Source organism: Pantanalinema rosaneae CENA516, from assembly GCF_050753385.1.
Classification (GTDB): Bacteria; Cyanobacteriota; Cyanobacteriia; order Leptolyngbyales; family Leptolyngbyaceae; genus Pantanalinema; species Pantanalinema rosaneae.
Window position 1 is genome coordinate 148615 of record NZ_JBLZFZ010000007.1, and the last position, 26799, is coordinate 175413.

Here is a 26799-nt window from a genome sequence, read left to right on the forward strand (position 1 = left end):
GCCTCGGCAATGGGGGCTTTTCTAGGGGGCATTCATGGCACGATATGCCTTAGTAGTGGGGATTTCCGATTATCAAAGCTCATCCCGTAGCTTAAGTAAAACTGTGACTGATGCTCAGATGGTTGCTCAGGTTCTGGAGCAATCCAATTTGTTTCAGAAGATCACACGATTGACTGGAACAGTGACTGGGAATCAATTAGGTCAGGCACTACAAAAATTATTACTACAGCAAACCTCAAGCAATGAAGCTCTCATCTATTTTACAGGACACGGAATGACGGCAACGGGCTATTTGCAGCAACAGAGTGGCTATCTGGTGACAACAGATTCTACAGTGGAATGGCAGGATCATCAGGTGCTTGAGGTGCGTCGGGGAATTTCCTTGAGTGACTTTAACCAACTGATTCTTGGTTCAAATTTGAATAGCTTAATTGTATTGTTAGATTGCTGTCACAGTGGATATTTTCTAGAACGTCATTGTTTAGTTGAACGATTAACTGCGTTTAGTGCCAGTAAAGACTACTACTTTATTACCGCCTGTGGCAGTTCTGAGAAAACCATAGCAAGATGGCGAGAACCCCATAGCGTTTTCACAGGAGCGTTGCTCAAAGCACTGTCTCGCGACAATGCTGATGAGATAGGACTAATTAGCGGCGATCGCCTGTTTGATTGCCTGAGTCGGGAACTGAGACAGTCGGATCTAGAACCACTGCATCTAGGCTGGGGACAGGCTATCACTGTTGTGAAGTATCCAGTTGCTCCTCCTGCTTCCATCCCTATTCCTCTCGTCCGGCGAGAGAATCCCTATGTTGGACTCGCTGCCTTTGATATCACGCAGGCAGACTATTTTTATGGACGAGAGAGAGCGGTGCGAGACCTGCTTGATCGCCTGATGAAAGGTCGGTTTTTGGTAGTATACGGACCTTCTGGCTGTGGCAAGTCCTCCCTGATTAAAGCAGGCTTGCTGCCAGAGTTGCAGCGCGATCGTTTACCGGGAAGCCGCGAGTGGGATCTGGAATGCTGCACACCCGGCCAGACTCCAGCGTTTGTACTGGAGGAGATTCTGAACCGACAACATCAACGTAATCAACCGTTTGCACTATTTGTCGATCAGTTTGAAGAATTGTTTACCCTCTGCCAGGAGGAGACCCTGCAGCGGCAATTCATCCACCGGCTATCAGAAGAAATCAACAATCCGAATGCCCGGATTTTGATTGCCATTCGGGGAGATTTTCTAGACCGTTGTACCCAGTTTATAGAAGTGGTGAAGTTGATCAACTCAACTGACCCACCCTCTACCTATTTGGTGACCCCGTTAACTCTGGCGGAGCTAGAGGAAGCGATCGAGCAACCCGCTGCACGTCATGGGGTAGCCTATGAGCCAGGATTGGTGTCTCAGATTGCTGAAGATGTCGTAGGTCAGCCAGGTGAGTTACCGTTGCTGCAATATGCCCTAACGGAGTTGTGGAAACAATGCATTGAGAAAGGGGATGAACAGCAGTTGACGCAGGAGGGGTATCGGGCGATCGGACGGGTACAGGGCGCTTTACAACAGCGAGCTGCTCAGATCTATTCTGATAAAGAAATTTTTTCTGATGCCGATCGCACCTTGGTGCGTCAACTCATGATGGAACTGGTGCAATTGGGTGAAGGACAGGAGGTAACACGGCGACGGGCAGAACGGGAGCAGCTACAGGTACTTGCAGATTCGCCAGAACAGTTGGATCGAGTCGTAAAACAGTTGGCAGATGGACGGTTGATTGTCACCCATGAAAAAACTGTGGAGGTTGCCCACGAAGCATTATTAACGGAATGGACTTTACTCAGGCAACTGATTGAACAGAACCGAGAAATAATCCGTCTGCGCCGTCATTTAGAAAATGATTGTCAGGAGTGGCAGGAAAAAGGGCGATCAGAGGGTTATCTCCTCGCAGCAGGACGATTGACCGCGATCGAAGAGTGGCAGAAACGAGAGCACCCCAGATTGTCGAGTATGGAAACGGAGTTTGTCAGGAAAAGTCAAGAGAAGCGCGATCGGGAACAACAGGCAAAACTTCGCCGAGAACGTCGCAATTGGTTTCTCACTGCCGGATTACTCTGCTCGATTACAATTTTTTCACTCTTCTCTGCACAAACAGCCAAGAAAGGAGAAGTTGAAACCCTGGTGCAGTTAGCTGAAAACAACTTTGCTAATCACCAACAACTTGAAGCATTAGTGACAAGTATCAAAGCCCTCAGTGCTGCAAAAGATCTGTTTATTGATCGAGAGCAATATCTTAAACGCTTGCAAGTTATTGTGTATGGGGTTGAAGAACGCAATAGGTGGATTGCACATTCAGATAGAATCTATACTTTGAGCCTTAACCACAATCCTCCCAATCGTGTTAATATCTCTTCTACCTATGCTGCAATTGCATCTGGTGGACGCGATGGCACAATTGAGTTATGGAATATTAAGGGTGAATCCATAAAACCGCTTCCCCAACAAGAAGGGTATGTTTGGAGTTTAAAGTTTAGCCATGATGGGAAATTACTCGCTTCAACAGGTCTTGGGGGAAAGGTTAAACTTTGGAATGTAGAAACAGGAAAACTTGAAGCTGAATTTCCAGGGCATGGTCAAGTATCTTATGGAGTCGCGTTTAGTTCGGATGACAGTATGCTTGCCTCCTCTGGTAGTGATGGAAAAGCTAGATTTTGGCGCATCAATAAAAGTAAAATAACAAAAAGCAATTTTCTCTCTCCTTTATCAAGCAGTCAGGCAAACTCTGAGATTAAAGATATTGATTTCCACCCCCAAAGAAATATAGTTGCATACACTGAAACCATTGGAAAAAAAGATTCGAATGTCTGGAGCTATGAAAGTGGATTTCCGCAACGGACTCCTCAAAAGGTAGGTCACCATGATGCTCAAGATGTTCAGGTTAAGTTCAGCCCTGATGGTAATAAGATAGCAACTAGTGATAGTGAAGGATTTATCAAAGTATGGTCAATTCAACCTGTAAATCCCTTGAAACCCCTTGCAGTAATCCATGCTCATGAGCAGCCTGTTAATGGATTAGGATTTAGCCAAGATGGAACCAAGCTGGTTTCTGCAGGTTCCGATCAAACAATAAAGATATGGGATTTAAGAAAAGCTATTGAACTCTACTCAAAAATAGGTCAACCTATTCAAGCAATAAGTGAGCAACCAGAAGCTTTATTATCTACCATGAGAGGTCACACCGCAGATGTAAATAATGCATATTTTGTTTTTTCTAAAGACTGGAATACTCTAAAGGTAAAAGATGATAGCTTTATCGTTTCTGCCAGCAGTGATAAAACAATCAGGCTTTGGGAGTGGCATCCAATTGATAATAAAATCTATCCTATTAGTGTAGGTGATTTGCTTAAGCATGGGTGCCAATTGATTCAACAATATACGCAGCCTACCTCTCCCTTTAAGCTTGAGACAGAAAAGCTCTGCTCATAGAGCTTTTCATTTAAGGGGACTCAATTAACTCCATTACTCTGGTCTAAAAGCGATAGAATTTGAATTGGCATTAGTAGCCGTTCTTGAAGAAACAATTATAGTTCACTTGCAGTAGCCCGTGGTTCTACCTCTTACCTTATCCTCACAAACCACTAAATTGTTTCCGCGTTGAATTGGTCCAAAATCATCTTGATCCATACGCTCAAACTTGAGAATTGTCCGAAAGTCAAATGCATAATCATGTATGACATAAGCATAGGGTAACCAACCATAACCATCTTCACCCCATTCCTTCCCCCAAGAATTGCGGATTTTAAACGCACCCCTCGTTTTAAGCACTTCGGTATCTTCATAACCAATCAAAGCTACTTCTCCAAGACCAATTTGGGTTTCTGCTTTCAGGTTTTTGACCTTAGCTTTATCAGCGTCCCCAAGTGGATTCATATTTTCAATGATTATGCCATCATCGTAGCCAACGATGACTGCTGCATGACCACATTCATGAATCTCTCCGTAGGTAGGAAATGGGATTTTACCTTTGTGATCATCACCAGAGGATTGATCAATCGAATCGTAGATAGAAAAGCCAAAAATGACGGGCAAACCCGAATAAACAAAAATCTTGATTTGGGCAATCAAAGCATCTTTATTCATTCCGGGTCGATCAAGGCTCAGATAACTCGTTGCCCGATAATTTCTGGCGTAGGCATAGCAAAGGGCGGGTGGTTCTTTTTTATCTTCTAACTTGCTGAAGTCATATGGCCAGGACTCTTCTGGTGGAACGCCAAATCTGGTCATCGCCTTGACAATAGCTCGAATCGACACCCCTGATGTTAGCTCCACGCCCATCAATTTACATGCAACCTGATGAAGAAACAATCGCGAGGCATTGAGATGCCTTCCTGTTGCTGCCCGCTCGAAGTATTCTAACAAGGCAACTCCAGCATTTGCTCCACACATTGGGTCAGGATAATACTTTTTACGTTTTTCTAGGGGAACAGATAGCGTTTCACCTTGCATCTCAACTGGAGACCAATGATGAGCCTTTAGAGTATACTTTCTGAAACCTGATCCTAAAAGCAAACAAGGCTCCTCTTGGGCGGTGTTATTTTGCTCATTCCTAAATTTGACAGTAATTCCTTCTTTAGTTGCCTCCAGATCACCCACGATCTCATTATTTTTCTCCTCAATCAATACTAGTTTTTTCCCCTCTAAACTGACACCTAATCTTGATTTCGGTTGGAGCGGCACAAAAATTGCAGAATCACTAAGTTGGTTTTCTTTCGAAGCCATAGTAGGCTGTTTTTCTTTCAAGGCTGCAATTAATTTCTTGATCGGGTATTTGTCCAAAGATTCTGATTCATCGTCATCTGATTCGAATGCTCGGTATTGTCCATTGTTGCTATCAAAGATTACCTTTTCACTTTGAGGTTTACAATACTCGACAATCCCATATTCTAATTCTTCAAACGTACCTTGACTGATTGCTTGTAGCGCATCATTCAATGCGTAATCTCGAATATCGTGGTGATCCATCAAACAACCCATGTTGGGCAAACGGTCTGATGCTGATGCCATAGCCCATATCTCCTGATTTGACGTTGAAATAGTTACCGAAACTCCGTATCTAAACTATCAGTCTTTGGATTGGTTCTTCAAACTCACGGCAAATACTATCCAGACCTATTCGGCATTGCCTTACTTCTCACCAGACAACCGATCGAAACTCGACTGCTAGACATCACTCTCACTAATTACAGCCTTCATTTTTATTTTGGTGAAAATCAATTATGCAGGCAATACGATAATCTGCGTATATGGCGATAGTAAACTCGTAACAATCGTTTTTGGTCGCCTATGTAGCATTGTGGCGATCGCGGCGCTTGTCCACAAAGCTCCCTACTCCCTGGCACTGAGTGGCTGACTATCCACCATACTGATCTCTTGGTGAATAACCATTCCATAGAGAGCATCCTCTATCAGGATCTCCAGTTCCGTTTACAGAGGTAACCGCTGTAAAAATAGTTCAGCTTGTTGCTCGCCATCGGCTATCAGGTTTCTAATAAATGTGGGTGAGCGATCGAGTTTGGAAGCATAGTCCAATAATGCCGAGAGTCCAGAACTGATGGTAATCGGCGGTTGAACTGTAATCGGTTTGAACCGTTGTCGCTCCATTTCTTTGAACAGGCTCGTGGTGGAGTCTTCCCCAAGCCATTGATTCACCAACTGAATCAACTGCAATTCCTGGTTCAGCGCCAGATTGCCCGCCAGTTCGTTTCGGCGATCCAGGATGGTTGCTGCGGTTTTAGGGATACTGACTCGGCATTCCGGATTAATTTGCACAATCCAAATTTCATCGGGGCGATGTTCTACAGCTTCAGTCAGGAAAGGCGCGATCGGTGGATTCCTTGAAAAGATGCCATTCCAGTAGGCTTTACCATTAAGTTCTACGGCTTTGAAGAGGGTGGGAATGGCCGCAGAGGCCAACAACATCTCTACTCGAATTGTCTCCTGGGCGGAGTCAAAGGTTCTGAACTGACCGGACAGGATATCAACCGCCCCCAGTAGCAGTCTGGGGCTGTTTTTTTGCAGCAGTGCCGGGATCTCTTGAAACTGAATGTGTTTTTCCAGCAAGGCTTGCAGGTCAAAATACTCCTGCGTAGGAACCAGGGTTTTCCATACTTGAAACAGCCATTCTGAGGTATAAGGACTGGTTTCAAATTGGGGGAAGAGACCTGCTTCCTGGCAGCGCAGGATCTGCAGCGCCCAATCATTCAAGGACTGTTCCCACCAGAGATAGGCTGAATTGTCTGCCCAGAATTCCATTAGCCACTTGTAGGGCAGATCGATTGACCCGTGAGCTTGCTTTAATAAACCATACCAGGCGGCAGTGGCACAGATACCACCTCCCGATGTGCCACTCAGCGCCACCAAATCGTAGGCGTCTAATATGGTTGACTCCAGAATTCTTTTTAGCACACCGGCTGTAAACGCTGTATGACTGCCTCCCCCCTGGCAGGCGATCGCTAATTTAGGTTTCACAAAGCTCTACCTCCTGCTATTGGGCAAACATCAGCACCTGAATTAAGTTCTGCCCGAAGGGATCTCCATTGGCAATAATGAACAACCGCTTATTGTACAGTAAAGCCGACTTTGCCAATTCAAACGCCCAGGCTGGCCACACAGAACTATATCCCGTTCCATTCTCGGTATTGAACTGCACAGAATAGCTGCCACTGGATGTTTGCCCAGCAAAGGTAACTTTACCTAAATAGCCTTTAGAAGCTAATTCAAGCGTCAGTTGTTCTAAGTGCTTCAGTTCCTCCGGCTTTGGTAAACTGACCGTCCAGCCTTTTTGTAAGCGATCGCTCAGCTCTTGACCGATTTCAGTTGCTTTGTGTTGTTCTGCTTGGGTCATAATCATCTCCTTCAGAATATTAGCGAATGGTGCTGAGTTGTCCCCGATCGACCGACCTCTGGTAGTAACCGCTGGTTGGTCGAGTTTTCAAATTAAAGGTTTGACCACTCTTCACCTCCCAGATTTTGAAATTGGAGAATGAAAGGGGTTGCCCCGGTTCACAGACTTCCGGTTGGTGGTTGCCGAAAACAAAGTAGACTGATCCCTTTCCCATCACCTGTGCCAACCCATATTTATCAACGATCAGGGAGGTTGCTTCCGGTAGACCGATGCCTAGAATGTCGTCCGCCATACCATCCCGAATCTGGCGGGCCATGAAAGCCATTAACCGTCCCAGGCGATCGTCCACATCAAAATGAGTATCAATCAACGTGCCCTTCAGGGCATCCCAGGGAAAGAGATCTGTTGTAAAACTAATATTGGCATAGGGATCGCGCATCGCATCGCGACTAGTGACATTCCGGGTTCCCTGCAAACAGGCGTTATAGATCAATTCACTTTGAATCATTGCCCCCGCACTGGTGCCACCTACACCGCCACCCCGCGCAGACACCGACTTCACGGCTTCCTCCAATCCAGTGCGATAAAAGTTCCGCGTATAGTTACACTGGTCGCCGCCCGCAAAAAACACCACCTCTGCCTGTCGCACCCGATCGATGACATCCGCTTGATTGGCATCCTCTCGATTGCTGATCACGATCGTTTCCACAGAATCGACCCCGTTCATTTTCATAATGGCTGGGTTATAGGCATCGTCGTTCCTAGGATCGTTATCAGCCGATCGCATCACCACCACATCGACTGTGGTCGCACAATTGCGACACCCTCTCACCTGGTTGATCATCCATTGAATTGCGTCATCCACATCTGTGCCACCGCCCCCCAAATCGTAGACCCCGCCTGACAGAGGCGGATTAACATCCGTCGGATTTCCCAGCAAATAGTGTTTTGCCTTAGCGGCGGCTGGGGCTGGAAAACTGGCGATCGCCAACCCCAGCATCAGCACGAATATCCTCACAGGGTTCATCGGGTGTGGCGATCTCATCGAGTGGCAATGGGAATCCTTCCTGTTCTGGCTCATGGCATCATGCTCCAGGTGGGAAATCAGCGAGTTGTTTAACCTGGGTGATCACGATTTGCGGCTTACCGTCCGTCCTCAGTGGATAGAGACTGGCGCTGCCCGAAACATAAACGTAGCCTCGACCTAAATTGGCATAGCGAGTTTTAATCAGTCGCAAAATGGTTTGAGCCACTGGCGAATCTTTATCTGGAATCCACAGATTGAACTTTTGAAAGGTTGATCCGGCATAAATCAGGGCACCATTGCCCGTCCATTGATTAATCCCGGATTGCAGGTCGCAAAATACAGTGACTTCGTTACCTGTTCTGGCTGCTTCCATCAAGTGGTCATAGTCTAGACGTACGGATAGCGCTCCCGCTTGAATTCCCAGATAGCGATAGTCCTGCACCACACTGTCTCGCAAAGACCACCAGGGCAGCAGGGTTGTGTAGTCCCGACGATCGCCGTCTGCATTGGTATTCGGATTCCAGATCGCCAGTCCTTTAGATTGAGCCTCAACCTCGGCTTCAACAAACTGACGATGATAGAGGCGCGATCGTCCATATTTAACGAAATAAGGACTCCACCCTTCGCGCACGATGCGGACATTGGAATTTTCCAATTCTCCAGCTTTGTAAACGTAGCAGAGCAATCGTCCATAGTTATCGCGATGCTTATTCAGACAAACCTGAACTGGATCATTCGTGTCAAATTCGAGATGCACACGCACATCACCGTTCGGTAGACCCTGTTCATTAGTTGCGAAATATTGCTTCGCCCATTTTGATGCTAATTGACCAGCTTTTGTAACCGGTTTATCACCTCCAGTCTGGCTTTCCTCTGTATCTAAGCAGACGAAGCGAATCGATTCTTGCTCATTATTGAGCAGGATCTTAATTGTGTCACCATCAATGACCTTGATGAGTTTGAGATCTTTAATTACCGTTCCGTTCATGAGCTTTTCCCTAATGTGGAATACAATCAGAGATTTATTTGCACTAAAGAGCTATGAATCACAAATGTCCCCAAGACGGATTGCGATCGTACATCTGTTTCAATGTGGTCAGCATACCGTCAAATAGCACAGGTCTCAGCCCTCTAACTTAACCCCATCCTCAATCCAGATAGATGCTGTGCCACCTTCGGCAAGAAAGTCGGCCCAGCCATTAGCGTCCGTCCATAGCCCTTCAGCTTTATCACCGTAGAGGTCATAGCGATGACGTACTACCACAAAACCTTGATCGGTTAGCTTAAGGGTCGCCAGATGGTAGAAGCGTTTGTTGAACCGTCCAGTATTCATCCGAATCGCCCTGACCGCTTTATAGGCAGTATTGATGACGACAGCCATAGCCCCTTTAGCACCGGGGACAAAACCCATCCGTACCCAGCCGGCAACGTTGCGATCGGTGTAGTACCGTTCTTCACCCAAAGCAAATTGCTTCCTCAGTTGCAGCAGCAGATCCAGGTATTCTCTGCCGGGCTTCTGTGCCCGATGCCAGAGGTTGTCATTTTCAACCCAGTCGAAGGAGCCGTAATAATCCGGGAAGAAGATACAGGGATACCCCCTGTCCCGTAGGAGAATAAAGGCATAGGCCAGGGGCTTGAACCACTCCTCGACATGGGAGTTAAAGCCTCTACCATACTCATAGTCGTGGTTTTCAACATAGGTAACCGCTAAGGTGGGTTGTTCTGCCATTAACGTTCCTTGGTCAAGCGTACGAAGGTCGAAGCCTTCTCCCATACGGCTCGCGTCTCTAAATTTGAAGGAAAGGGGGAAGTCAAACAAAGTGATGGGTTGAGGATACTTGCCATCAGCAGTTACGTGAGTCAAATAAGCATGCAGTGGTTCTGTGGAGCCTGCAATGTATTCACCTACTGCAAACAAGTTTTTGTCCGTCTGCCAGCGTACATGTCCCAGCCATTCTTGAATGTAGTCAGCGCTGATGTGCTTGACGGCATCTAACCTGAATCCATCCAGGTCAAGCTCTTTAGCAAACCAGATGCCCCAATACTTCATCTCTTCCCGCACATCGTACCGACCATAGTCGAAATCACAGCCAGTGAGATAGTCGTAGTTTCCCTTCTCCAAGGATACCCAGGACTCAAACCTCTTATCAGTAGGGATATAGCCTAATTCGTTATGCAGGAATCGATAAATATATTTGTCCGAGGGATCATGGAAAACATTGCCGTTCTGGCAAATTTCGGCAGTCGCATCAACGCTGTCAAAATGTCTGGCTCGCCACCGGAAGCTGGAATATTTACCTCCCCGTTCAGGGTGATCAAATTTTGTGTAGGCTTTAACTTCGATCAGCCCTCGCTCAAATCCATCACCCCAGCGTTCAATGTTACGGTTGTCTTTTTCAACCCGAATAGCTTGCCAATAGTGGTCTTCCTGCCCTCCCATCTTGTGGTTGAGTACGACATCGGCATACACCTGAATGCGTTTTTGAGTTCCATCACCGTGTAGCGATCGCACTGCTTCAACCAGTTCTGTCTTTGTTCCATATTTAGTTTTGGGAGTAATTTCCCCATCTCGAAAGAATTCACCTAAGTCGAAATGATCGTAGACATCGTAGCCCACGCTATTGCTGCGGTTAAAGGCTGCTTTGTAGGCAGGCGGAATCCAGATCGCGTCAATACCAATGGTTCTGAAATGGTTCGCTTCATCTCGGAGAAATTGCCATAGACTACGGTTACGACTTTCAGGAAAATCTAATTTGAGGAACCAGTGGAAGCCTTGCAGCATGACACCATTGATTTTGGCGGACATATTTTACACCTCGTTGGTTGCGTCCTGGTCAATTCTTTCCGGCGATCGCTGCTCAGAGAACTGGCCGCGATCGCCCCTATTTCTGTTCAAAAAGGTCAAAGTCCTGTCGAACCGCCCCCAGTCCCCAATTCTGGGGGAGCCAACCCATTCAAAGTTTCCCAAACTTGGGAAATTTAGGGACCAATAACGATGCAAATGACATCTAACTCGATTTGTGTGTACACAGTAGCTTGATCAGGGGGATGCCGAAGGCATCGCAACCTGCCCTTTTACTTTTTGGATGCTGTCCAACCGAATGGATGGTTTGACCACCAACATAGACCAGAAATACGGTTGCGAGTCCATGAGTGGATGTATCCCACAAACTGTTGGTTATTTGATGCCGAAAAAGCAATCTGAATTTCAAACTTGAGATCACTTCGCTTAGACTCGCTCCCAAGTTGGTTTGGATCAAAGCCTCCCAGCGTACCCACGAAGTTATAGGACTTGTTATCTGAACCGACATAGGCTCCAGAAACGCTCCACACTGGAGCAGAGTAGTCACCTGAATTTTCGATACGATAGTTCCAGATGCGCGTGACATTCAATGTTCCTTGCCAACCGTCATGATCCATCACCCAACTGCCTCGCAAATATTCCGCATTACTGGCAACATGAGCCACTGGATCACCGAACAGGTTATACATCACAGTGTTGTCCAGATGATATGTAGACGAGGCGTGGTTACGAACCATTTTGGTCTTAGCATACTGAATAATATCTGCAGGCGAATTACAACCACCAACCATCACCGCATCAAACATATACTTGACAAAGTCATTGTTAGGGTATGTCCAGGAGTCGCGGGACGAGGCAAATACCGCCACAGCTTTGCGGCGACGAATAAATGCTTCTGCAATGGTTTCCAGCGAGTTGTCATCAACCCACCCGTTTTGGCAACAAATGCTCAGCACGAAGGGAGGATAGGATAGATTATTCAAACTGGTAATATTCTCTGTATCTAGCCCGTTGTTAGAAGACCAGGTTGTTTTCGATCCGTGACCTCGATAAACAGCAAATAGCACACCATTGTTCACAGTGTTGATCACATCTGCTTTAGATGTATTCTTGGCGTAACATTTAACGACTTCATAACGATTTTTGATCTTGGTGTCGATTTCATCACAAGTTGTCTCATAGGTAGATGCTTGATAAGCACAAAGCATGACACGGTTTTGCCACCCACCCCAATCACCACCCCGATAGCGGTCATACCGAACCAGATGTTCGCAGACGCTCTTAAGTGTGGATGCATCTGAAGTTGGGATGCGAGACACCGTTAGTTCTGGCACAAGATCCCCAGAAATATCGGTATAGTAGTGATCGGAGGCATAGGAACCATTGTTCTGGAGATAAGTGTGGATAGGGATGACATCCGTATCTCCAGCCAGAACGACAAAGCGGGGAGGCACCGTCCAGTTTGTAGTAGCCCAGGTGATGAAGGATTTAATGGAGTCCTTGAGGCTACCTGCCGGAAATTCCAGTTGGATATCCTCAGTCAAAGCCACTTTGGCGTAATACGGCCACCCACTCTTCGCTACCAGTAGAGGTTCAACTGAGGCAGCCAGGGTGTTATTAGTGACAATGATATATTCTGCAATCAACCCAGGGATTTTCAGTTTTGGGGGAGCGATTAGGACGACCTGCCTTGGCGTGCCAGAGGTGATGACGGCAGGATCATATCCTTCCTGTTCGCTAGTTTCTAATAAGGAAATACCGGGGTCAGAACGGCGAGATGGCACAAGGGTAGTTTCAAGCAATTCCATGTCCACAGCGTTCATTTGGGAAAAGTCTTCCACCTGGGACGAAAAATCATGTTCGTCACTGAGTAAATCTAAACCCAGAATCAGCCCATGTACCGGCAATTCTCTGGGCTTTCTAGCCGGAGCACGATCGCGCACAGGGGGCGTTTGATAGGTGATTTCTAGGGTCATGGACTGAAGCAGTTCCATGCGTTGGGATCGAGGTCGATATTGCCCCAGATACACAAAAATATGTACTACTTTTAACCCCGAAATAGTCTTCAATCCCAAAAACTCAAAGTCCCGCCCAGGGAAAGGAGCGTCTGACTCATAAATGGTCGGGTCAGGCTGATAGACCACACGGAAATCATCTTCCTTGAATTGCTGGGGTGCTGGAACCAAATAGACTTCCTGATCAAACGGCACCATTGCTTTATCAATGACTCGAACCTGGACATTTTCAGCATCCGATGGCACCGCTACAAAAATGCCATCTTTAGGCACAGCGGGTGCCCCTTCCTGTTCTATTTGGGTAGCAAAAGGGACTTCAAAGCTTCGAAACGTTTCGCCTTCTACAATGCCTTCCCAAAAACCACCCACTTTATAGGTGACAGTAATACCAATACGCTGACCTGCATCTTGCATAGCAGAAGTAGCGAGTTGTCTGACGGTTTTACTGACCTCAGTCTCACTAGTCGAATCTACGTCCGTGTTATCAAAACTAATCCAATGTTTCTCGCTCATAATCTCCATCTCGGTATATTTTTTCTTTGCCAAACGCTGCTGTCACAAAGCAATTAGCGCCCTTAAGTTAATGCGAGACTCGACGATTACATCTCTCTACAGCACAAAATCCCCGATTTCAATGTTTGAAAAACTGCTCAGATTAGACGGTTACGGCTTTAACCTGCTCAAAATCTAAGATGATGTTCTTTGCAATCTACTGAACTCGAATAGTCACTTTAAAGCGTTCGATCGCTTGATTTTGTGATTGAGATACCCAAATACGTCGGCTTTGATATCTCTAAAGTTTGTGATTCCGACTGTTGTTTCGAAGGTAATACTATCTCAACCTTCTTATTTTTTCCGTCTTGTACATCAAGCTCAAATAATTCAGCAAACCCAATCTGAAATCTTGTATTAACACCTGTTTTTTGAAATACCTCTTCATTATTGACTCGAACGATCACAGTTTCATTGATCAAACCATCCTGTAGCGCAACACGAAGTAATGGCATTGATGTTGTTTCGTTTTCCCTGTTATAACTCTTTAGCTCCAATTTTCCTTAGCACAAGTGGTGATAGCAATACGATCGTCCGCGTATAGGATTGTGGCAATCGCGCAAAAACTATGCCCGGATTAGCTTCAACCTTTCTAGAGCAGTCATCACAGCCCCCATCCGGGTTTGCACATCTAATTTTTTGTAAAGATGCTCCAGGTGCTTTCGTACCGTGCCTTCACAGCAATCTAAGACTCTGGCAATGGCAGCATTGCTTTTATCCTTAGCCACCCAAAACAGCACCTCCGCTTCCCGTTGCGTCAGTCCCAGAGATTCCAAAGCTGCGATCGAAAACGACAGCGGCACTTGTTCCTCTAATAGCAAAAGATAGTGCGTCCCAATGGGGTCGGGAATGAGGCGAATGAGCAATCGCTGCTCTGCTTGCTCCATGTAAAAGGTCAAACGGTTGAGCAAACCATGACTGTTGCGTGTCAGTTGCGACATCTGATCGTTGAACCACTGCTGTAAGGAGCCTGGTAAGGCGTGTGAGTCTTGACAGCCAAAATACTGGTTCAGTAGCTGTTCTGCTTGGGGAGTAATGAATTGTACTTGTCCATTGATCGCCAAACTGATTACTCCCCCCTGTTCTACCACTTGTTCAAATTGTCTCAGTAGTAGTTGAATTTGATGGCAAGCGAAGTTATCCTCCTCTGTTAGTATTTGGTGCGGACGTAAGCGGCTCACAGTACAGCGATCGCAGTCTGGGGCAATGCGGCGATCGCAACTCAAGGACATCTTTTGTTCTAGGGGCATAAAAATCTTTTGTTATTCAAAAATTACAAACTCGGCAACACAAGCAGTAATCGGAATCGGTTTCTATTCTGCACACTAACTAACACTGCTAAAATATCAGGAGGGCAGATAACACTTATGACAAAAGACACAGTCAACAAATTTAGTACACTAATACCAGAGTATTGAGCATCAATCTGACCATGTCATTCTCTTTTGGGCAACTAATACGAGAAGGTTACTAGTGAAACACCCTGATAAAAAGCTTTTCTCTAAAAGAGACGTAACATCGCAATAATCTCCTATTATATAAAAATCTTTTTTTAGGTATCAACGATTGTTACTAATAATACTTGTTTGACACTTTTCTATAACTTTGTTTATACAGTTCGAAGCATGCAAAGTGGAGTATTACCATTTCAGTGTTGCTCAGGCTTATCTGTATTGGAGCCACCTTACATTAGGTTGTGCCGCACAAACAAGCTAGTAGAAGGGAGGGAAGGGCTTCCTGCCTGGAAACAACTCTGTGAGAAGGGTGCTAAAGCGTATCAAATCAGTAATAACAGTTGACGATGGAAAAATACGCCTTACAATTGGTATTGGTTAGAAAATCTGAACTATCTTTAAAAAACATCTTTGCTTTAGGTCGGTCGTTCACAAAAAATTAGAACAAAATCTTGACAGGAAAGGATCTTAAAGGCGGGGCACGATCGCTACAAGCATATGTTTCAATCTGTGTTTTAAGGTCTTGAGATCCGCTTTCCAAGTCATTAGTAGGATTTGTTGACTGCTTAAAAAGTGCCGTTTCGTTGCTTGGATAGGGTATGGTTTAGGAGGCATCGAAGAAAGAACTTTATTCCATTCGCATCGTTCCCTTTGTGAATAACGCAAGTTATTGCTGGCTCTCTGGAGATTATCTGTATACCATTCGTGTTAATACATCAACCCAGAATGGCAGTGTACTTGGAAAGCTCAGTATTTGCTGAACACCATCATCAACTGTGAAATTGATAGTGACGCTTGCTTTGCTTATCGAAGGAGTGTTTTATGAGTGCCATCTTTGGAGAAAAACTCACCTTCTCTCAAGAAAATGGGTCAGAGGTAGAATTGCTTGTTTTTGGCGATGAGTTCTATGCTCGCCGTGAAACTCTAGAGGGATATACTGTCCTCTACGACGAGGCTCTGGGTCAGTATTGCTATGCTGTGCTGCAAGATGGACACCTTGTCTCAAGTGGGACTCCCATCTCAGAACCGCTACCGACTGGGATTCAACCGCATCTAGAAGAAGATACTGCTATCCGACAAGAAAAATTCAGTCAGCGATACATCGAACTTAGACCTTCCGAGGCCGATCTCCCGTTTAATCCTTAATTCTGAGTGCCTTGAAGGCTTTTAGGGGGGATCAGACACTCGGTATTTCTTTTGACCTACCAATGGCTCACATTTTCCTACACAACACTAGGTGTCTAACAACTGACTATTGATAGCCGTCAGGTATAGATTAGCATCATAAAAACTACTGTTTTTCAACACATAATTTGATTTTTGCAGCATTACGAAACTGAAATCTTTGAACATTATGGATTGGCGTAACGTAGTCCATCCTAAAAAATTAGATTCATCTACTTATTCATGCTAAAAACATTACCCCCGAACTAAGGAGATAACGATGAGTGCCATTATTGGTGAAATGCTAATTTTTCAACAGGAGAGTGGTTCCGATGTAGAACTGGTTGTATTTGGCGATGAGTTCTATGCCCGCTATGAGACGAAAGATGGCTACACGGTTGTTTACGATCCCGATCGTGGTCTCTACTGTTATGCTGCCCTGATGAAAGGTCGTTTTGCATCCAGCGGGGTTCCTGTTTCTAAGCGTCCCCCGACCGATCTGCGGCGGGGATTGCGTGAATCTGAGGAGATTCGCAATGAAAAGTTTGAGCAACGCTATGCAGACTTGCGTCCGCCTTCAATCAATGCTGCATCGAATATTGAGCGGACCTTCGGACGCAACAACGGTTTATTAGACGGCAGGCGAGTCAGCGAAGGACAGGTGCGAGGGCTGACGATTCTGGTGGAATTTACTGATCTTGCTAGTGGCGTAACGGCTGCCGATGTGGATGCCATGTTGAACGGGTCAAACTATCAGGACAACGGCAACTTCTGCTCAGTGCGAGACTATTTCCTGCGCCTGTCGAACGGAAAACTGGATTACTCCAACCTGGTGGTAGGACCGGTTAAACTGCGACAAAACCAGCGATATTATGTGCAAAATCTGCTCTGTCAGGAAGCACTTGACCAAGTGGTGAACGAACTGCGAATTGATTTGTCCCAGTTTGATTCGCGGCATGAAGGCTATGTCGATGCCTTAAGCTTTATGTATGCTGGACGAACCCTCTACGAAGGCGACCTCTGGCCCCATAACTCTGAGTTGGAGCTGACCTATAACGGCATCAAGGTACGGGGTTATACGATCCAAAGTTTGGGGCGTCAGCGGGTCGATTTGAGCATTGGTACATTCTGTCATGAGAGTGGGCATTTGCTGTGCCGTTTCCCTGATTTGTACGATTATGGCTCGCGCGATGGGGATTCTGAAAAAAGCAGTGGTATGGGATACTACTGCCTGATGTCTGCTGGAAATCACCTGAACAATGGGCGCACACCTGCTCCTATCTGTGCTTACCTGCGAGATCTAGTGGGATGGTGCGATCGCGAAATTCGCCTCAATGCACCCAGCATTTACGAAATCAAACAGGGTGATTACGGGACGTTGATGAAATACGAAACCCATCGCCCCAATGAATACTTCATCCTGGAAAATCGTACTCAGCAAGGGTTAGATACCTACATTCCCTCCAGTGGATTGGCAATTTATCACTGCGATACATTGGGTTCGAATGAATGGCAGGGTGGGACGAGTAGTCGCCATTACCAGTGTGGACTGCTGCAAGCCGACGGGCATCTCGACCTGGAGACCAACCGCAACATGGGCGACAGCACCGACCTGTTTAAGCAAGTCAGTGGGGTGGCTCTGTCCTACACCACTATGCCTTCGACTCGTGCCTGGGATGGCTCCGACTCAGGGTTAGTCATTGCAGATATTTCAGCCCCAGGTGACGTAATCCGGATGCAGATCGGGAAAGGAAGCGGCAGTGTGGTCAAGGGCGAAGTGATTGCTGATTTGCTCATTCCCGACAACCAGCGTGAAGGAGTGAGTAGCATCATCAACATGCGGCAAGCTGGCAAGGTGAAAGCAGTTAAGGTGAGCGTTGATATCACCCATACTTACGCCGCAGATTTGCAGATCGAATTGAAGTCGCCCTCGGGGAAACAAGCGTTGCTCTACGATCGAGTTAGAACGATGCAGCGTGATCTGAAACAGACCTTTACCACTGACACCATTCCTACGCTGAAGCCATTGGTGGGGGATGACCTGAAGGGGGACTGGGTGCTGGTGGTGCGCGACGTGGCTACCCGCGATATTGGACGGTTGAACCGTTGGAGTATTGAGGTGGAATATGAGGACGCAGGAAAGGTAGCCCAGGGAGAGGTCAGCCCTAACTTACCGATTCCCGACAACAAACCAGATGGAATCAGCAGTAGTATTGCGATCGCTGAGTCTGGAAATCTAACGGATTTGTCCATTAGCGTGGCGATCGTCCACCCCTACATCGGAGATCTGCTGGTCGAAATCGTCGCTCCTTCAGGGCAGAGTGTTACCTTGCATAACCAGACAGGAGATAGCCAAGATGACCTGAGGATGACCTACGATCGTACCTCTACTCCTGCCCTGAAAGCCTTACTGGGTCAACCCATCCAGGGTGACTGGATGCTACGGGTCAAAGATTTGCAATCGGAGGACGCGGGCAAACTGGAGAAGTGGTCGCTGCGGTTAATGTTCTGAGGCGAAATTCAAGGTTTTTGTTCCAGACACCGAGTGTTTTTAACAAATTCCCGGTGTCTGGAACAATAGCGCCCGTTTCAAGGATGAATTAATCACACTCAAGAAGTCGTTCAGAAAATTTAGAAGTAATAATTTGAACATGCCTCAATCTTGCCCTCAGGGAACAGGATGTTACGAATCAGTTGATTAATTTCAGAACACTAACGATAAATCAAAAAATTACCAGGAGGTAGCGATGACTCAAGTCATTAACGACAATCTTCAAATTAATGGAGATACTTATTTGAAATCTGATAATCATGTTTCCCTGCATTATGGCAATCGCGGGAAACTTGGTCAGAGCGTCAATTTTAACCCCGATAACAATTGCAACGGACTGTGGCTAGAAGCAAGTACAGATGGCTCCGAGTCAGGGGGGATTTTCTGCAATGGCAATACGATTGTCCTGTGGAGCCCTGGGGATAACGATACGCTGCGAGTTTACGATGAAGATGGATTTGGTTCTCCCGATCTAATGCCTAAATTTGTGATTAATCACATTGGGTATGTGGGGATTGGGTCGCCAAAACCTCAAGCACCGTTGCATGTATACTCCCCCAACAATCCAACGACTGTCCGCATTCAATCTTCCACTGGCTTTGGAGCAGGTCGTCTGGAATTCTGGAGCGATCCTAGAAATACGACTGCGGAATGGCGACCGGGTTTCATCCAATCCACAGATCAGGGAACTTGGACAGGGGGACTTGCCTTTTGTGTGAATGGTACGGGGGAAAACAACAAGCTGACAGAGGTGGAGGTGATGCGAATTACCAACGGCAGAGTTGGCATTGGCACAACCAATCCCCAGGCAACACTGGATGTCAACGGTGACATAAAAGTCAAAGATTGGACCTTATCCGTTCCCGATTACGTGTTTGAACCGGACTATGAACTGCGAGATCTGAATCAACTGCGAACATTTATTGATCGCCACAAACACTTGCCCGATATCCCTTCAGCCCAAACCATCCATCAGGAAGGAGTGAATTTAGGGGAATTTTGCCTGTCTCTGTTGAAGAAGATTGAAGAACTTTCGCTGTACTTGCTGCAACAGGATGAAGTCATTCAGGTACAGAATCAGCGGCTTGCCAGACTTGAGCGTTCTACCAATTCTTAGAGGAGGAATGCCATGTTGAGAATTAGAAAAGTCACCCAGGATGTCATGACCATCAGCGACACTGGGGATGCCACATTCTTGGGATACTACCAGGAAGATACACTCAGGTCGTTGCCAGTGGGAGGATTGGCGATCGCCCAAACTTCCACCCCAAAACTCGCCACAACGGAACAGAATACCCAACTGCAACATCGCCTGTTTGAACGGGCACTGCTCCCCCTGGAGGGGCTTCAGTTTAGGCACCAGACCCAGGGAGTGCGGGCGGAACTCCACCCCGAGGGCGACCTGTATCTCAAAGGCAAAGTCACTAATGATTTGATCAATCCGGCGATCGCTGGGCCATTCTCCTACCAAGAGGTTGTTTACGCCGCACCGGGACTCAATTACTCAGGAAACCCTGAATTGAGCCAATACACTGTCTTCCAGGCTCCAACCCCCAGTTATCAAACTCGGACAATTGATCTATCTGATTTTGCGACCCTGCCCGCCTCACCCCATTGGCCGTTTACGATCGCCAACGTTCCTATTAACGGTCTTCTGCGCGTTCCCCAGGGAGATGGTCCCTTCCCTGTCTGCCTGATCGTCCACGGCAACCATTTCCCTCAGGAAAACTCGACTCCCGGTTATGTTTATTTGTTAAATCTCCTCGCCTCTCATGGCATCCTGGCAGGCAGTGTAGACTGTAACTTCCTCAATGGCTTCAACTTTGGGGAAAACGATGGTCGGGCGATCGTTCATCTCGAACAGATCAAACAGTTTCAGCTCTGGAATCAACAAACGGATCACCCACTGCATGGCAAAGTTGATCTAGAGAAGATCATGATTGCCGGACACTCCAGAGGTGGAGAAGCTGTTGGTCATGCCAGTGCCTTTAATCGGCTGGATGCTGTCGTGCCCCATCCAGGTGATCCCCCGGTGCCGTTGGATGGTTCCCTGGGCTTAGGACCGTACCATTTCAACCTGAGAGCGGTGGTAGCGATCGCGCCTACGGAAAACCAGTACCAGCCTGTTTCCGGACCGGTGCGCGTCCAGGACAATTACATCATCCTGCATGGCAGTCGTGATGGGGATGTGTGGACTTTTGAAGGTTACCAGACCTATGACCGGGCGCATCCGATCGATCTGGCGCACCCCACGCAGGATGCGGAAGGGTTCAAGGCATTGCTCTGGATTTACGGAGGCAACCACAATTTCTTTAACGTAGTTTGGGAGCAGGAGGGCAATCCGTTTATCACCAGAGCCGAGCAGGAAAATGTCGCTAAGGTGTATTTTGGGGCGATCGCTCAAGGGCTATTGTTGGGACGATCGCAGTACCTCAGCTTGCTTAAAGACCATCAACTGAGCCAGCAAAAAGGCTGGATTCCCAATGCTATCCGGCTCGTTAGCCAGTATCAGGATCGACAGCGACTTTTCATTGCCCATTATGAGGAAGATACCCTCGTCACCACCAGTTCTCCCCCTGTGAATGCGAGCGTTGATACTTCAAATATCACTGCTTTAGAGCTAATTTTTAATCAAGGGGTGAATAGTAACCTGTATCAGCAAACAAAAGGACTCAAGATAGATTGGGATGTATCAGGTAAGCAGTATGTGATTAACATCGCTCCCGGTGGCCTGACACCCGGAAAACTGCACCTGCTGGCTTTGCGAGCTGGGCAATCCAACGATGCCAAAAACCTGCTGGATAAACTGCAGAATTTCACCCTTACCCTCAGTGACGGAACCCATTCTCACTCGGTCAAAGCCGCTAGCATCGCCCCACTCCCCTACCCAGCAGACATCAATTTTCCTAGAGGAATGCGCCGCTCCGTCATGCAAAGCCTACGCGTTCCCCTCAGCTTATTTGCAGAACAGGGAGTAGATGTACGCCATCTCCGGCAAATTATCCTGCTATTTGATGAACCCATCCTGGGAACGAATACCTGCCGGGGTTCTTTGTATTTCGACGAAATTCAACTCAGTCATTAACTCCGGAGGAGCACATGTCTCTTGAAATTGTTTTGACCAGCGCTCAGTTAATGCTCGCCCGTCCTGAAGTGGCTGACCTGCGACGAATTCATCACTTTGCTGCCGAACGCAGGGAGAAGGTCGAGGAAGTCTCGTACATCGTCAAGCTTTACGTGCAATCGCCACCTGTATATGACAGCAGAGGTGTAGAACTGTATGTGGGTGATCAACAGATTCGCCAATACTCCCAGTTCAGTAACGGGATTTATTTTAAGGTAAACGATCCCCAACAACTGGCAACCTTACAGGGTGAAGAAGTGCGTTTCCGCAGACCCGGCTCGGATGAATTTATCAATACGGGAGTCCGAATCCCTCAACGCGATCGCGATCGCAATCTGGTGGCAGTCGATGTCACCCAGCTCCCTACTCAAGCAGAGGTGCTTCGGGAATAACCATAATGAAAGTCAACAATATGAATTCCCAATTTCTATTACTCTCCTCCAATTCGATGGGAAATTGGTTGGCTAGAACTGATCTGTCTAACTCGTAAGCTAAGAGTCCACTAGAACTATAGTTAAAGGGGAGCCTAATGGTTCCCCTTTAACTACACAGTTACGCCGCTGGCGGTAACATAATGGTGATCGACTTATTGTATTCAGCGTAGTGAATGTAATTCCACCCGTTAATGACGCGATCCCAAACAGCTAAACGGAACGTGTGGGCACATCGCCGTGAGGTCGGATCATTGGCTACCGTTGCGTACCATCCCGCCGCAGGTATAGGGGTAGTACCATTAACCCCTGCCCATTTTTTAGTCGATGCCACCACAGGGTTAGATAGTTGATTTTCGTAAGTGTCTGAGGCAACCGTTGCAGACTTATTATTTCCCCACAGTGCGAGCAGTGTCCAGCTCAATAAATGTTGTTCTGCATCCTGCGCCACAATTCGGAAAGTGAATACATCACTCCCTGCATCCACAATGCCACAGGTTCCAACCACACTACCATCGTGAATAATTTCGTCGATCGCGACCTGCGGCCAGTGGTTATCAATCTGCACCTTCACGCTATCTGCACTATTAGGAATTTCACCATAACTCTGATTGAATAGTTTCACGGTAATGGTGTGTAACCCATCAATCAGAGCCGTGGTATTGAGCTGATATCCCAACCATTTGTTGTACCAGACCTCTCCAGCCGATCGCACCGGGAAAAAGTTGCTATTGGTAGGCAGTGTGGGAGTTAGCACAAACGCATTTTGACCTGTGACCCACTTGTAATCATTCCAGGTCTGATTTTGAGCACTTCTATCCACATAGATTTGATAGAACTGGGCACCCAGACTTCTCGCCTTGTCGTGGTTGATCATCAATGCCAAAGTGCCGCCAAAGGGCGCGTCTTTCACCTTGAAAAAGTAATTTGTATCAGTTGTTGCATAGCCATCAATGATCTTATCCTTCGGCACATGACCAATTCCCATGAGCATTGAGCCGGCACTGTTGAAGAAACTTTGTGCTAGATCAACCTGCGTGATCTCCTGATCGCTACACACCAGAATTTGATTACCTGATTTCACGGCGACGCTGGACGGACGACCCGGAACCGCGCTGAAAACTGGGATGGCAACGAATGGTGTGCGCGTCAAGTCAATCATTGTCACGCGATTGGCTGGGTCTCGCTCCGGGATGAGAAGGATACTTTGATTCGCATCGGCCCAAGTCAAGAAGAACGGATTAACTAATCCCTGTACTAGCACCTCACGGTTACCTGTACTAAGCATAATCCGGCTGACCCGCCCTGCATCTCGCCCCTGGCTTTGCTCACTAATGTAAGCAGTTTGAAAATCACTGCTCATGGCTAACCCGATCGCCCAGGTCAGGTTATGCACAAGCACTGTTTGAACCCCACTGGTCAGGTCAATTCGCAGTAGCCGTCCGGGGTCTGCGTACTCCACCACGTAAACCAAATTCCGCGCTTCATCCAATACGATTTGCTGAGGGGCGTTCATACCGGAACTGATGACCGTGGCAGCCGTGCGATTGGCATTCATTAAGTCCACGCGCAGGAGATTGCCAGTCCGCTCGGTCACGTAGGCGTAGCGATTGTCTGAGCGCAGCTTCAGGTCTTCTGGTTGGGTGTAGCCTGTCCCCAGCACCCGATAACGTGGTCCCAGTTTGTAGGTCACCCACTGGATGCTCATGTCATAGCCGTAATTAAGGACTTTGATCTTGGTGAAATTGCCAGCATTAGTGATGACGGCAAAGACATCACCTGTGACTAATTGATTTGTGGCATCGTTGTTGCCGGGAATCGGTGTTGTACCATAAGTCAGGTTTTGTAGTTCCGCATGGGTAATTGCGTTGAAATCGACTTTACCCAGGTTGACCAATTTGGCTCCAGCAATCGGCACCATTTTGCGCTCTACGGCATTGACCTGTTCCCACCAGATGTCTCCGGGACCAGAAAGATTCCCACCAAGGGTACCCGTTTCACAATCAAATAACCAGGTGCCTTTGAGAAGGGTATTTCCCTGAGACACGATCGCACTGACAGGACGAACCAGATCTAAAACAGAAACTCTACCACCCGCATATTCTACAAAAAAGAGTTGATCATTAATGCGTCGATAATCACACCCGATCGCACCAGCTAAACCAGATGCAAGTTGAATGGAAGTAACCATGTTTTAACCTCCAAATCATTATCAGAAAATAGTGATATTTTTATTACAGTTTGAACTGTCTACAAAGCAATTAGATCTTTGACAAGCGTAAATACTCATCTAAGAAATCTAATTTCTTTCACCCTGAAGGAAGATCAGCGCTTCATCCCAAACTGACAACTGACAGGACCCTAGGCAGCAGCGTTAATGGCGTAATCGAGATAGGAATTAGCGACGGCTGCTGCATCACCTGTGAGACCATGGTTGGCTTTCACTGAACGGTAAAAGGCAACAAACCAACTGGCGGGATAGCCCAGAGACTGATTGAGTTCCTTAATTTGTGAAATAAAGCTGTCTAAGGGTTGGGTGCTGCTTTGCTGGCAGCACTGGATGATGGGGGTTAGATAATAGCCGAGATCCCGCAGACAGGCAGCATACTCCCGTTGGCTTCGTCCACTGGAAGTTCCGAAAATATCCTGGTATGCCCTTCTGACCAATTCACCTCGTTTGTTGGTCAATGCATTAGCTGCTTCAAGAGCGCCTGGGTTGACCACAACGGCAACAACGGTGATGCCCCCCACCACTTGCTGATTGGTGTTAACTTGTACCACATGGAAGACGTGAGCATCCCCAACTTGCGAGGAAGCTGGCAGATCAACCGTGAGCGTAATTTGCACAGCTTCTTTGGGAGGAAGTTGAACGTCTGCTTCGTAAGTAGGAATTCTGGCAGTAGCTAACTCGACTACTGTCGGCAGCCCAAAGCCCTTAGCTAGTAAGCGGTCCTGAACGATGACTTCAGGAGCAAAAATGGCATCTTTAAACCGCATGAAACGGTCTTCAGGTTCTTTGTAAATGTACTGAGCCAACTCGCGGAGGCGCAGAGGTGGCAGAGAAGGAATATCAGGTCTGGGTCTATCAATGCGAGTATAGTCACGGATTACAGGAGACAACCGCTCTGGAATTTTCAAAGCAAATCGGTTGGATAATACGGAGGCTGGTGCGATTCGCTTGTAGCCAGGAAACCTTTCAAGGCTAGGAGTAATTGCTCTTAGTAGAGCTGGAGAAGGGGTGCGATCGGCAACAACTCGAATAGTTGCCTTTTCAGCAACTTCAGGGTTTAATCCAACAGTTTTAATTGGGAAGCTAACAGACGTGTTGCTGGGGGATACCTTAACAATATCAAGGTTACGCTGTGCCACATGAAGATCTAGTTGTTTGCCTGTGGTGTCTTGACCAGCGTGGAAACACTCATTGTCAGGTTTTGGATCTGAGAGAGCATCTTGATAAACCCTGGCAATTAAGCACTTGTGATTAAGGTTATTTGGATCAGGATTCCACTGAACAGGATCATTTGGATCAGGAATCCACTTAATCTTACCAGCAGCTATTGATACATTAACTTTTCCAGATGGTAGTCCCGCTCCAGATGGATAGTCTCGGGGTGTTACCGTCCCATTGAGAGGGAGTACTGACGATAGCCATAAGTTGGGAGCTAGAGCAGTTGCTTGAATTGACCCTCTGAATAAGAAACGGGTGTCCGTTACGATTCGAGGATCCATGGATAGGAAGGGATTACATAGCCATAGCTCAACTAGAATCTCAAATGTATCTGGCAGCAGTAGTTGGTCTGTTTTATGGACGCGAACATCTAGATAGTTGTCACTACCTAGAATAGCCGTTCCATCTGTGATTTCGTTATTATTACTATCTAGATGGAACAGTTTGATATCATCACTAAGCCACCAATATGGACCTGAACTATTGTATATGTTGATGCTGTCGTCACGTTTCACTACTGGAGAGTTTGGATCATTTGGATCCGATGGATGAGTAGTCAGTGTTAAATCATATCCACTACAATTCGGCATAATAAAACCCTCTCTCTTTGTTGAAAATGTAGAGTTTTGGAAGAAGATCGTAAAATTCATTCAGGGACGAGCTAGAGAAACTTGAATGGCATAGATGGAAGCTGTTGCCGGTGCGGTGATACTTGGTATAAGTAATGTAATGAAATATTTACTGTTCTTATTGTTGATAGCAGTACTAACTCCTGCTTGTAGGTCCAGAGCAAGGTTGCTAAACGCACCGTCAGGTACAGGTGATAGTTGCTTTCCGAAAAGTATCACAGAGTTTCCAGTCCCAGTAAGAGGTTGCTGTTGCAATGTAATGCGGAAATTGAAGTTACCGATTTTTGTACCAAACACAGTAACGCTTTGAATTACTAAACCATCTGGCAGCTGGAGCGGTAACCATCCACTTGCGTCTGATCTATTAGGATCGTTAGTAGCAATTCCGTTGTTTTGCAACCAAGGTGTTGCACCACTATTAGGGAATAGGCTAGGTGCAAAAGTAAAAATTTCAGTAGTCGGAAGCAAACGGCTTTGAACTGTTGAGTCAAGTTTAGCTGCTGTCACAGCATTGGTCGCAATTTTACCTTCTGTCACAGCATTGGTCGCAATCTTACCTTCTGTCACAGCATTGGTCTCGATCTTGCCTTCTGTCACAGCATTGGTCTCGATCTTGCCTTCTGTCACAGCATTGGTCGCGATCTTACCTTCTGTCACAGCATTGGTTGCGATCTTACCTTCTGTTACAGCATTGGTTGCGATCTTACCTTCTGT

At 46.8% G+C, this 26799-nt stretch carries 18 protein-coding genes; 6 read left to right on the forward strand and 12 right to left on the reverse strand.

Features of this window, described 5'->3' with window-relative positions:
* The first annotated feature begins 34 nt into the window (after positions 1-34).
* Complete coding sequence (locus ACN4EK_RS05940) at positions 35-3469, forward strand: nSTAND1 domain-containing NTPase (RefSeq protein WP_431656587.1); 3435 nt, start codon at positions 35-37, stop codon at positions 3467-3469.
* A gap of 102 nt (positions 3470-3571) precedes the next feature.
* On the opposite strand, the gene ACN4EK_RS05945 is transcribed toward ACN4EK_RS05940, so the two are convergent.
* From ACN4EK_RS05945 to ACN4EK_RS05985, 9 genes are all read right to left on the reverse strand, one after another.
* Entirely contained in the window at positions 3572-5047 is a 1476-nt protein-coding gene (locus ACN4EK_RS05945) for a C1 family peptidase (protein WP_431656589.1), read from the reverse strand.
* Positions 5048-5467: 420 nt separating this feature from the next.
* Positions 5468-6511, reverse strand: a complete 1044-nt coding sequence (locus tag ACN4EK_RS05950) for a patatin-like phospholipase family protein (protein WP_431656590.1) — start codon at positions 6509-6511, stop codon at positions 5468-5470.
* A gap of 16 nt (positions 6512-6527) precedes the next feature.
* Positions 6528-6887: a hypothetical protein gene (locus ACN4EK_RS05955; RefSeq protein WP_431656591.1), complete on the reverse strand. Its 360-nt coding sequence runs from the start codon at positions 6885-6887 to the stop codon at positions 6528-6530.
* A gap of 19 nt (positions 6888-6906) precedes the next feature.
* Entirely contained in the window at positions 6907-7887 is a 981-nt protein-coding gene (locus tag ACN4EK_RS05960; RefSeq protein WP_431656621.1) for a cyanophycinase, read from the reverse strand.
* An 85-nt stretch (positions 7888-7972) separates the two neighbouring features.
* Positions 7973-8902: a thermonuclease family protein gene (locus ACN4EK_RS05965; RefSeq protein ID WP_431656592.1), complete on the reverse strand. Its 930-nt coding sequence runs from the start codon at positions 8900-8902 to the stop codon at positions 7973-7975.
* 135 nt (positions 8903-9037) lie between these two features.
* On the reverse strand, positions 9038-10720 hold the full coding sequence (locus tag ACN4EK_RS05970; RefSeq protein WP_431656593.1) for an alpha-amylase: 1683 nt from the start codon (positions 10718-10720) through the stop codon (positions 9038-9040).
* 269 nt (positions 10721-10989) lie between these two features.
* The gene (locus ACN4EK_RS05975) at positions 10990-13245 is read right to left on the reverse strand and encodes a C25 family cysteine peptidase (RefSeq protein ID WP_431656595.1); all 2256 of its coding nucleotides are present in this window, start codon (positions 13243-13245) and stop codon (positions 10990-10992) included.
* A gap of 218 nt (positions 13246-13463) precedes the next feature.
* Positions 13464-13739 carry a hypothetical protein gene (locus ACN4EK_RS05980; RefSeq protein WP_431656597.1) on the reverse strand — a complete coding sequence of 92 codons (276 nt, stop codon included), beginning with the start codon at positions 13737-13739 and terminating at the stop codon, positions 13464-13466.
* Positions 13740-13850: 111 nt separating this feature from the next.
* Positions 13851-14534 (reverse strand): response regulator transcription factor, encoded by a 684-nt coding sequence (locus ACN4EK_RS05985; protein WP_431656599.1) that lies wholly within the window; start codon positions 14532-14534, stop codon positions 13851-13853.
* Positions 14535-15560: 1026 nt separating this feature from the next.
* On the opposite strand from ACN4EK_RS05985, the gene ACN4EK_RS05990 reads away from it, so the two are divergent.
* The 5 genes from ACN4EK_RS05990 (at position 15561) to ACN4EK_RS06010 (ending at position 21969) form a co-directional block, all read left to right on the forward strand.
* A complete protein-coding gene (locus ACN4EK_RS05990) occupies positions 15561-15884 on the forward strand; it encodes a hypothetical protein (RefSeq protein WP_431656601.1) in 324 nt (107 codons plus the stop codon).
* A gap of 298 nt (positions 15885-16182) precedes the next feature.
* Positions 16183-18414 carry a M6 family metalloprotease domain-containing protein gene (locus tag ACN4EK_RS05995; RefSeq protein ID WP_431656603.1) on the forward strand — a complete coding sequence of 744 codons (2232 nt, stop codon included), beginning with the start codon at positions 16183-16185 and terminating at the stop codon, positions 18412-18414.
* Positions 18415-18649: 235 nt separating this feature from the next.
* Positions 18650-19570 carry a hypothetical protein gene (locus tag ACN4EK_RS06000; protein WP_431656605.1) on the forward strand — a complete coding sequence of 307 codons (921 nt, stop codon included), beginning with the start codon at positions 18650-18652 and terminating at the stop codon, positions 19568-19570.
* A gap of 12 nt (positions 19571-19582) precedes the next feature.
* Positions 19583-21538 (forward strand): alpha/beta hydrolase, encoded by a 1956-nt coding sequence (locus ACN4EK_RS06005; protein ID WP_431656607.1) that lies wholly within the window; start codon positions 19583-19585, stop codon positions 21536-21538.
* Positions 21539-21552: 14 nt separating this feature from the next.
* The gene (locus ACN4EK_RS06010; protein WP_431656609.1) at positions 21553-21969 is read left to right on the forward strand and encodes a hypothetical protein; all 417 of its coding nucleotides are present in this window, start codon (positions 21553-21555) and stop codon (positions 21967-21969) included.
* A gap of 160 nt (positions 21970-22129) precedes the next feature.
* Here the strand turns inward: ACN4EK_RS06010 and ACN4EK_RS06015 are convergent, their stop codons facing one another.
* From ACN4EK_RS06015 to ACN4EK_RS06025, 3 genes are all read right to left on the reverse strand, one after another.
* Entirely contained in the window at positions 22130-24199 is a 2070-nt protein-coding gene (locus ACN4EK_RS06015) for a YncE family protein (protein WP_431656611.1), read from the reverse strand.
* Between the two features lie 170 nt (positions 24200-24369).
* The gene (locus ACN4EK_RS06020) at positions 24370-26106 is read right to left on the reverse strand and encodes a globin family protein (protein WP_431656613.1); all 1737 of its coding nucleotides are present in this window, start codon (positions 26104-26106) and stop codon (positions 24370-24372) included.
* The coding region (locus tag ACN4EK_RS06025) for a hypothetical protein (RefSeq protein ID WP_431656615.1) at positions 26107-26799 on the reverse strand (693 nt) is incomplete at its 5' end. It abuts the gene before it with no gap.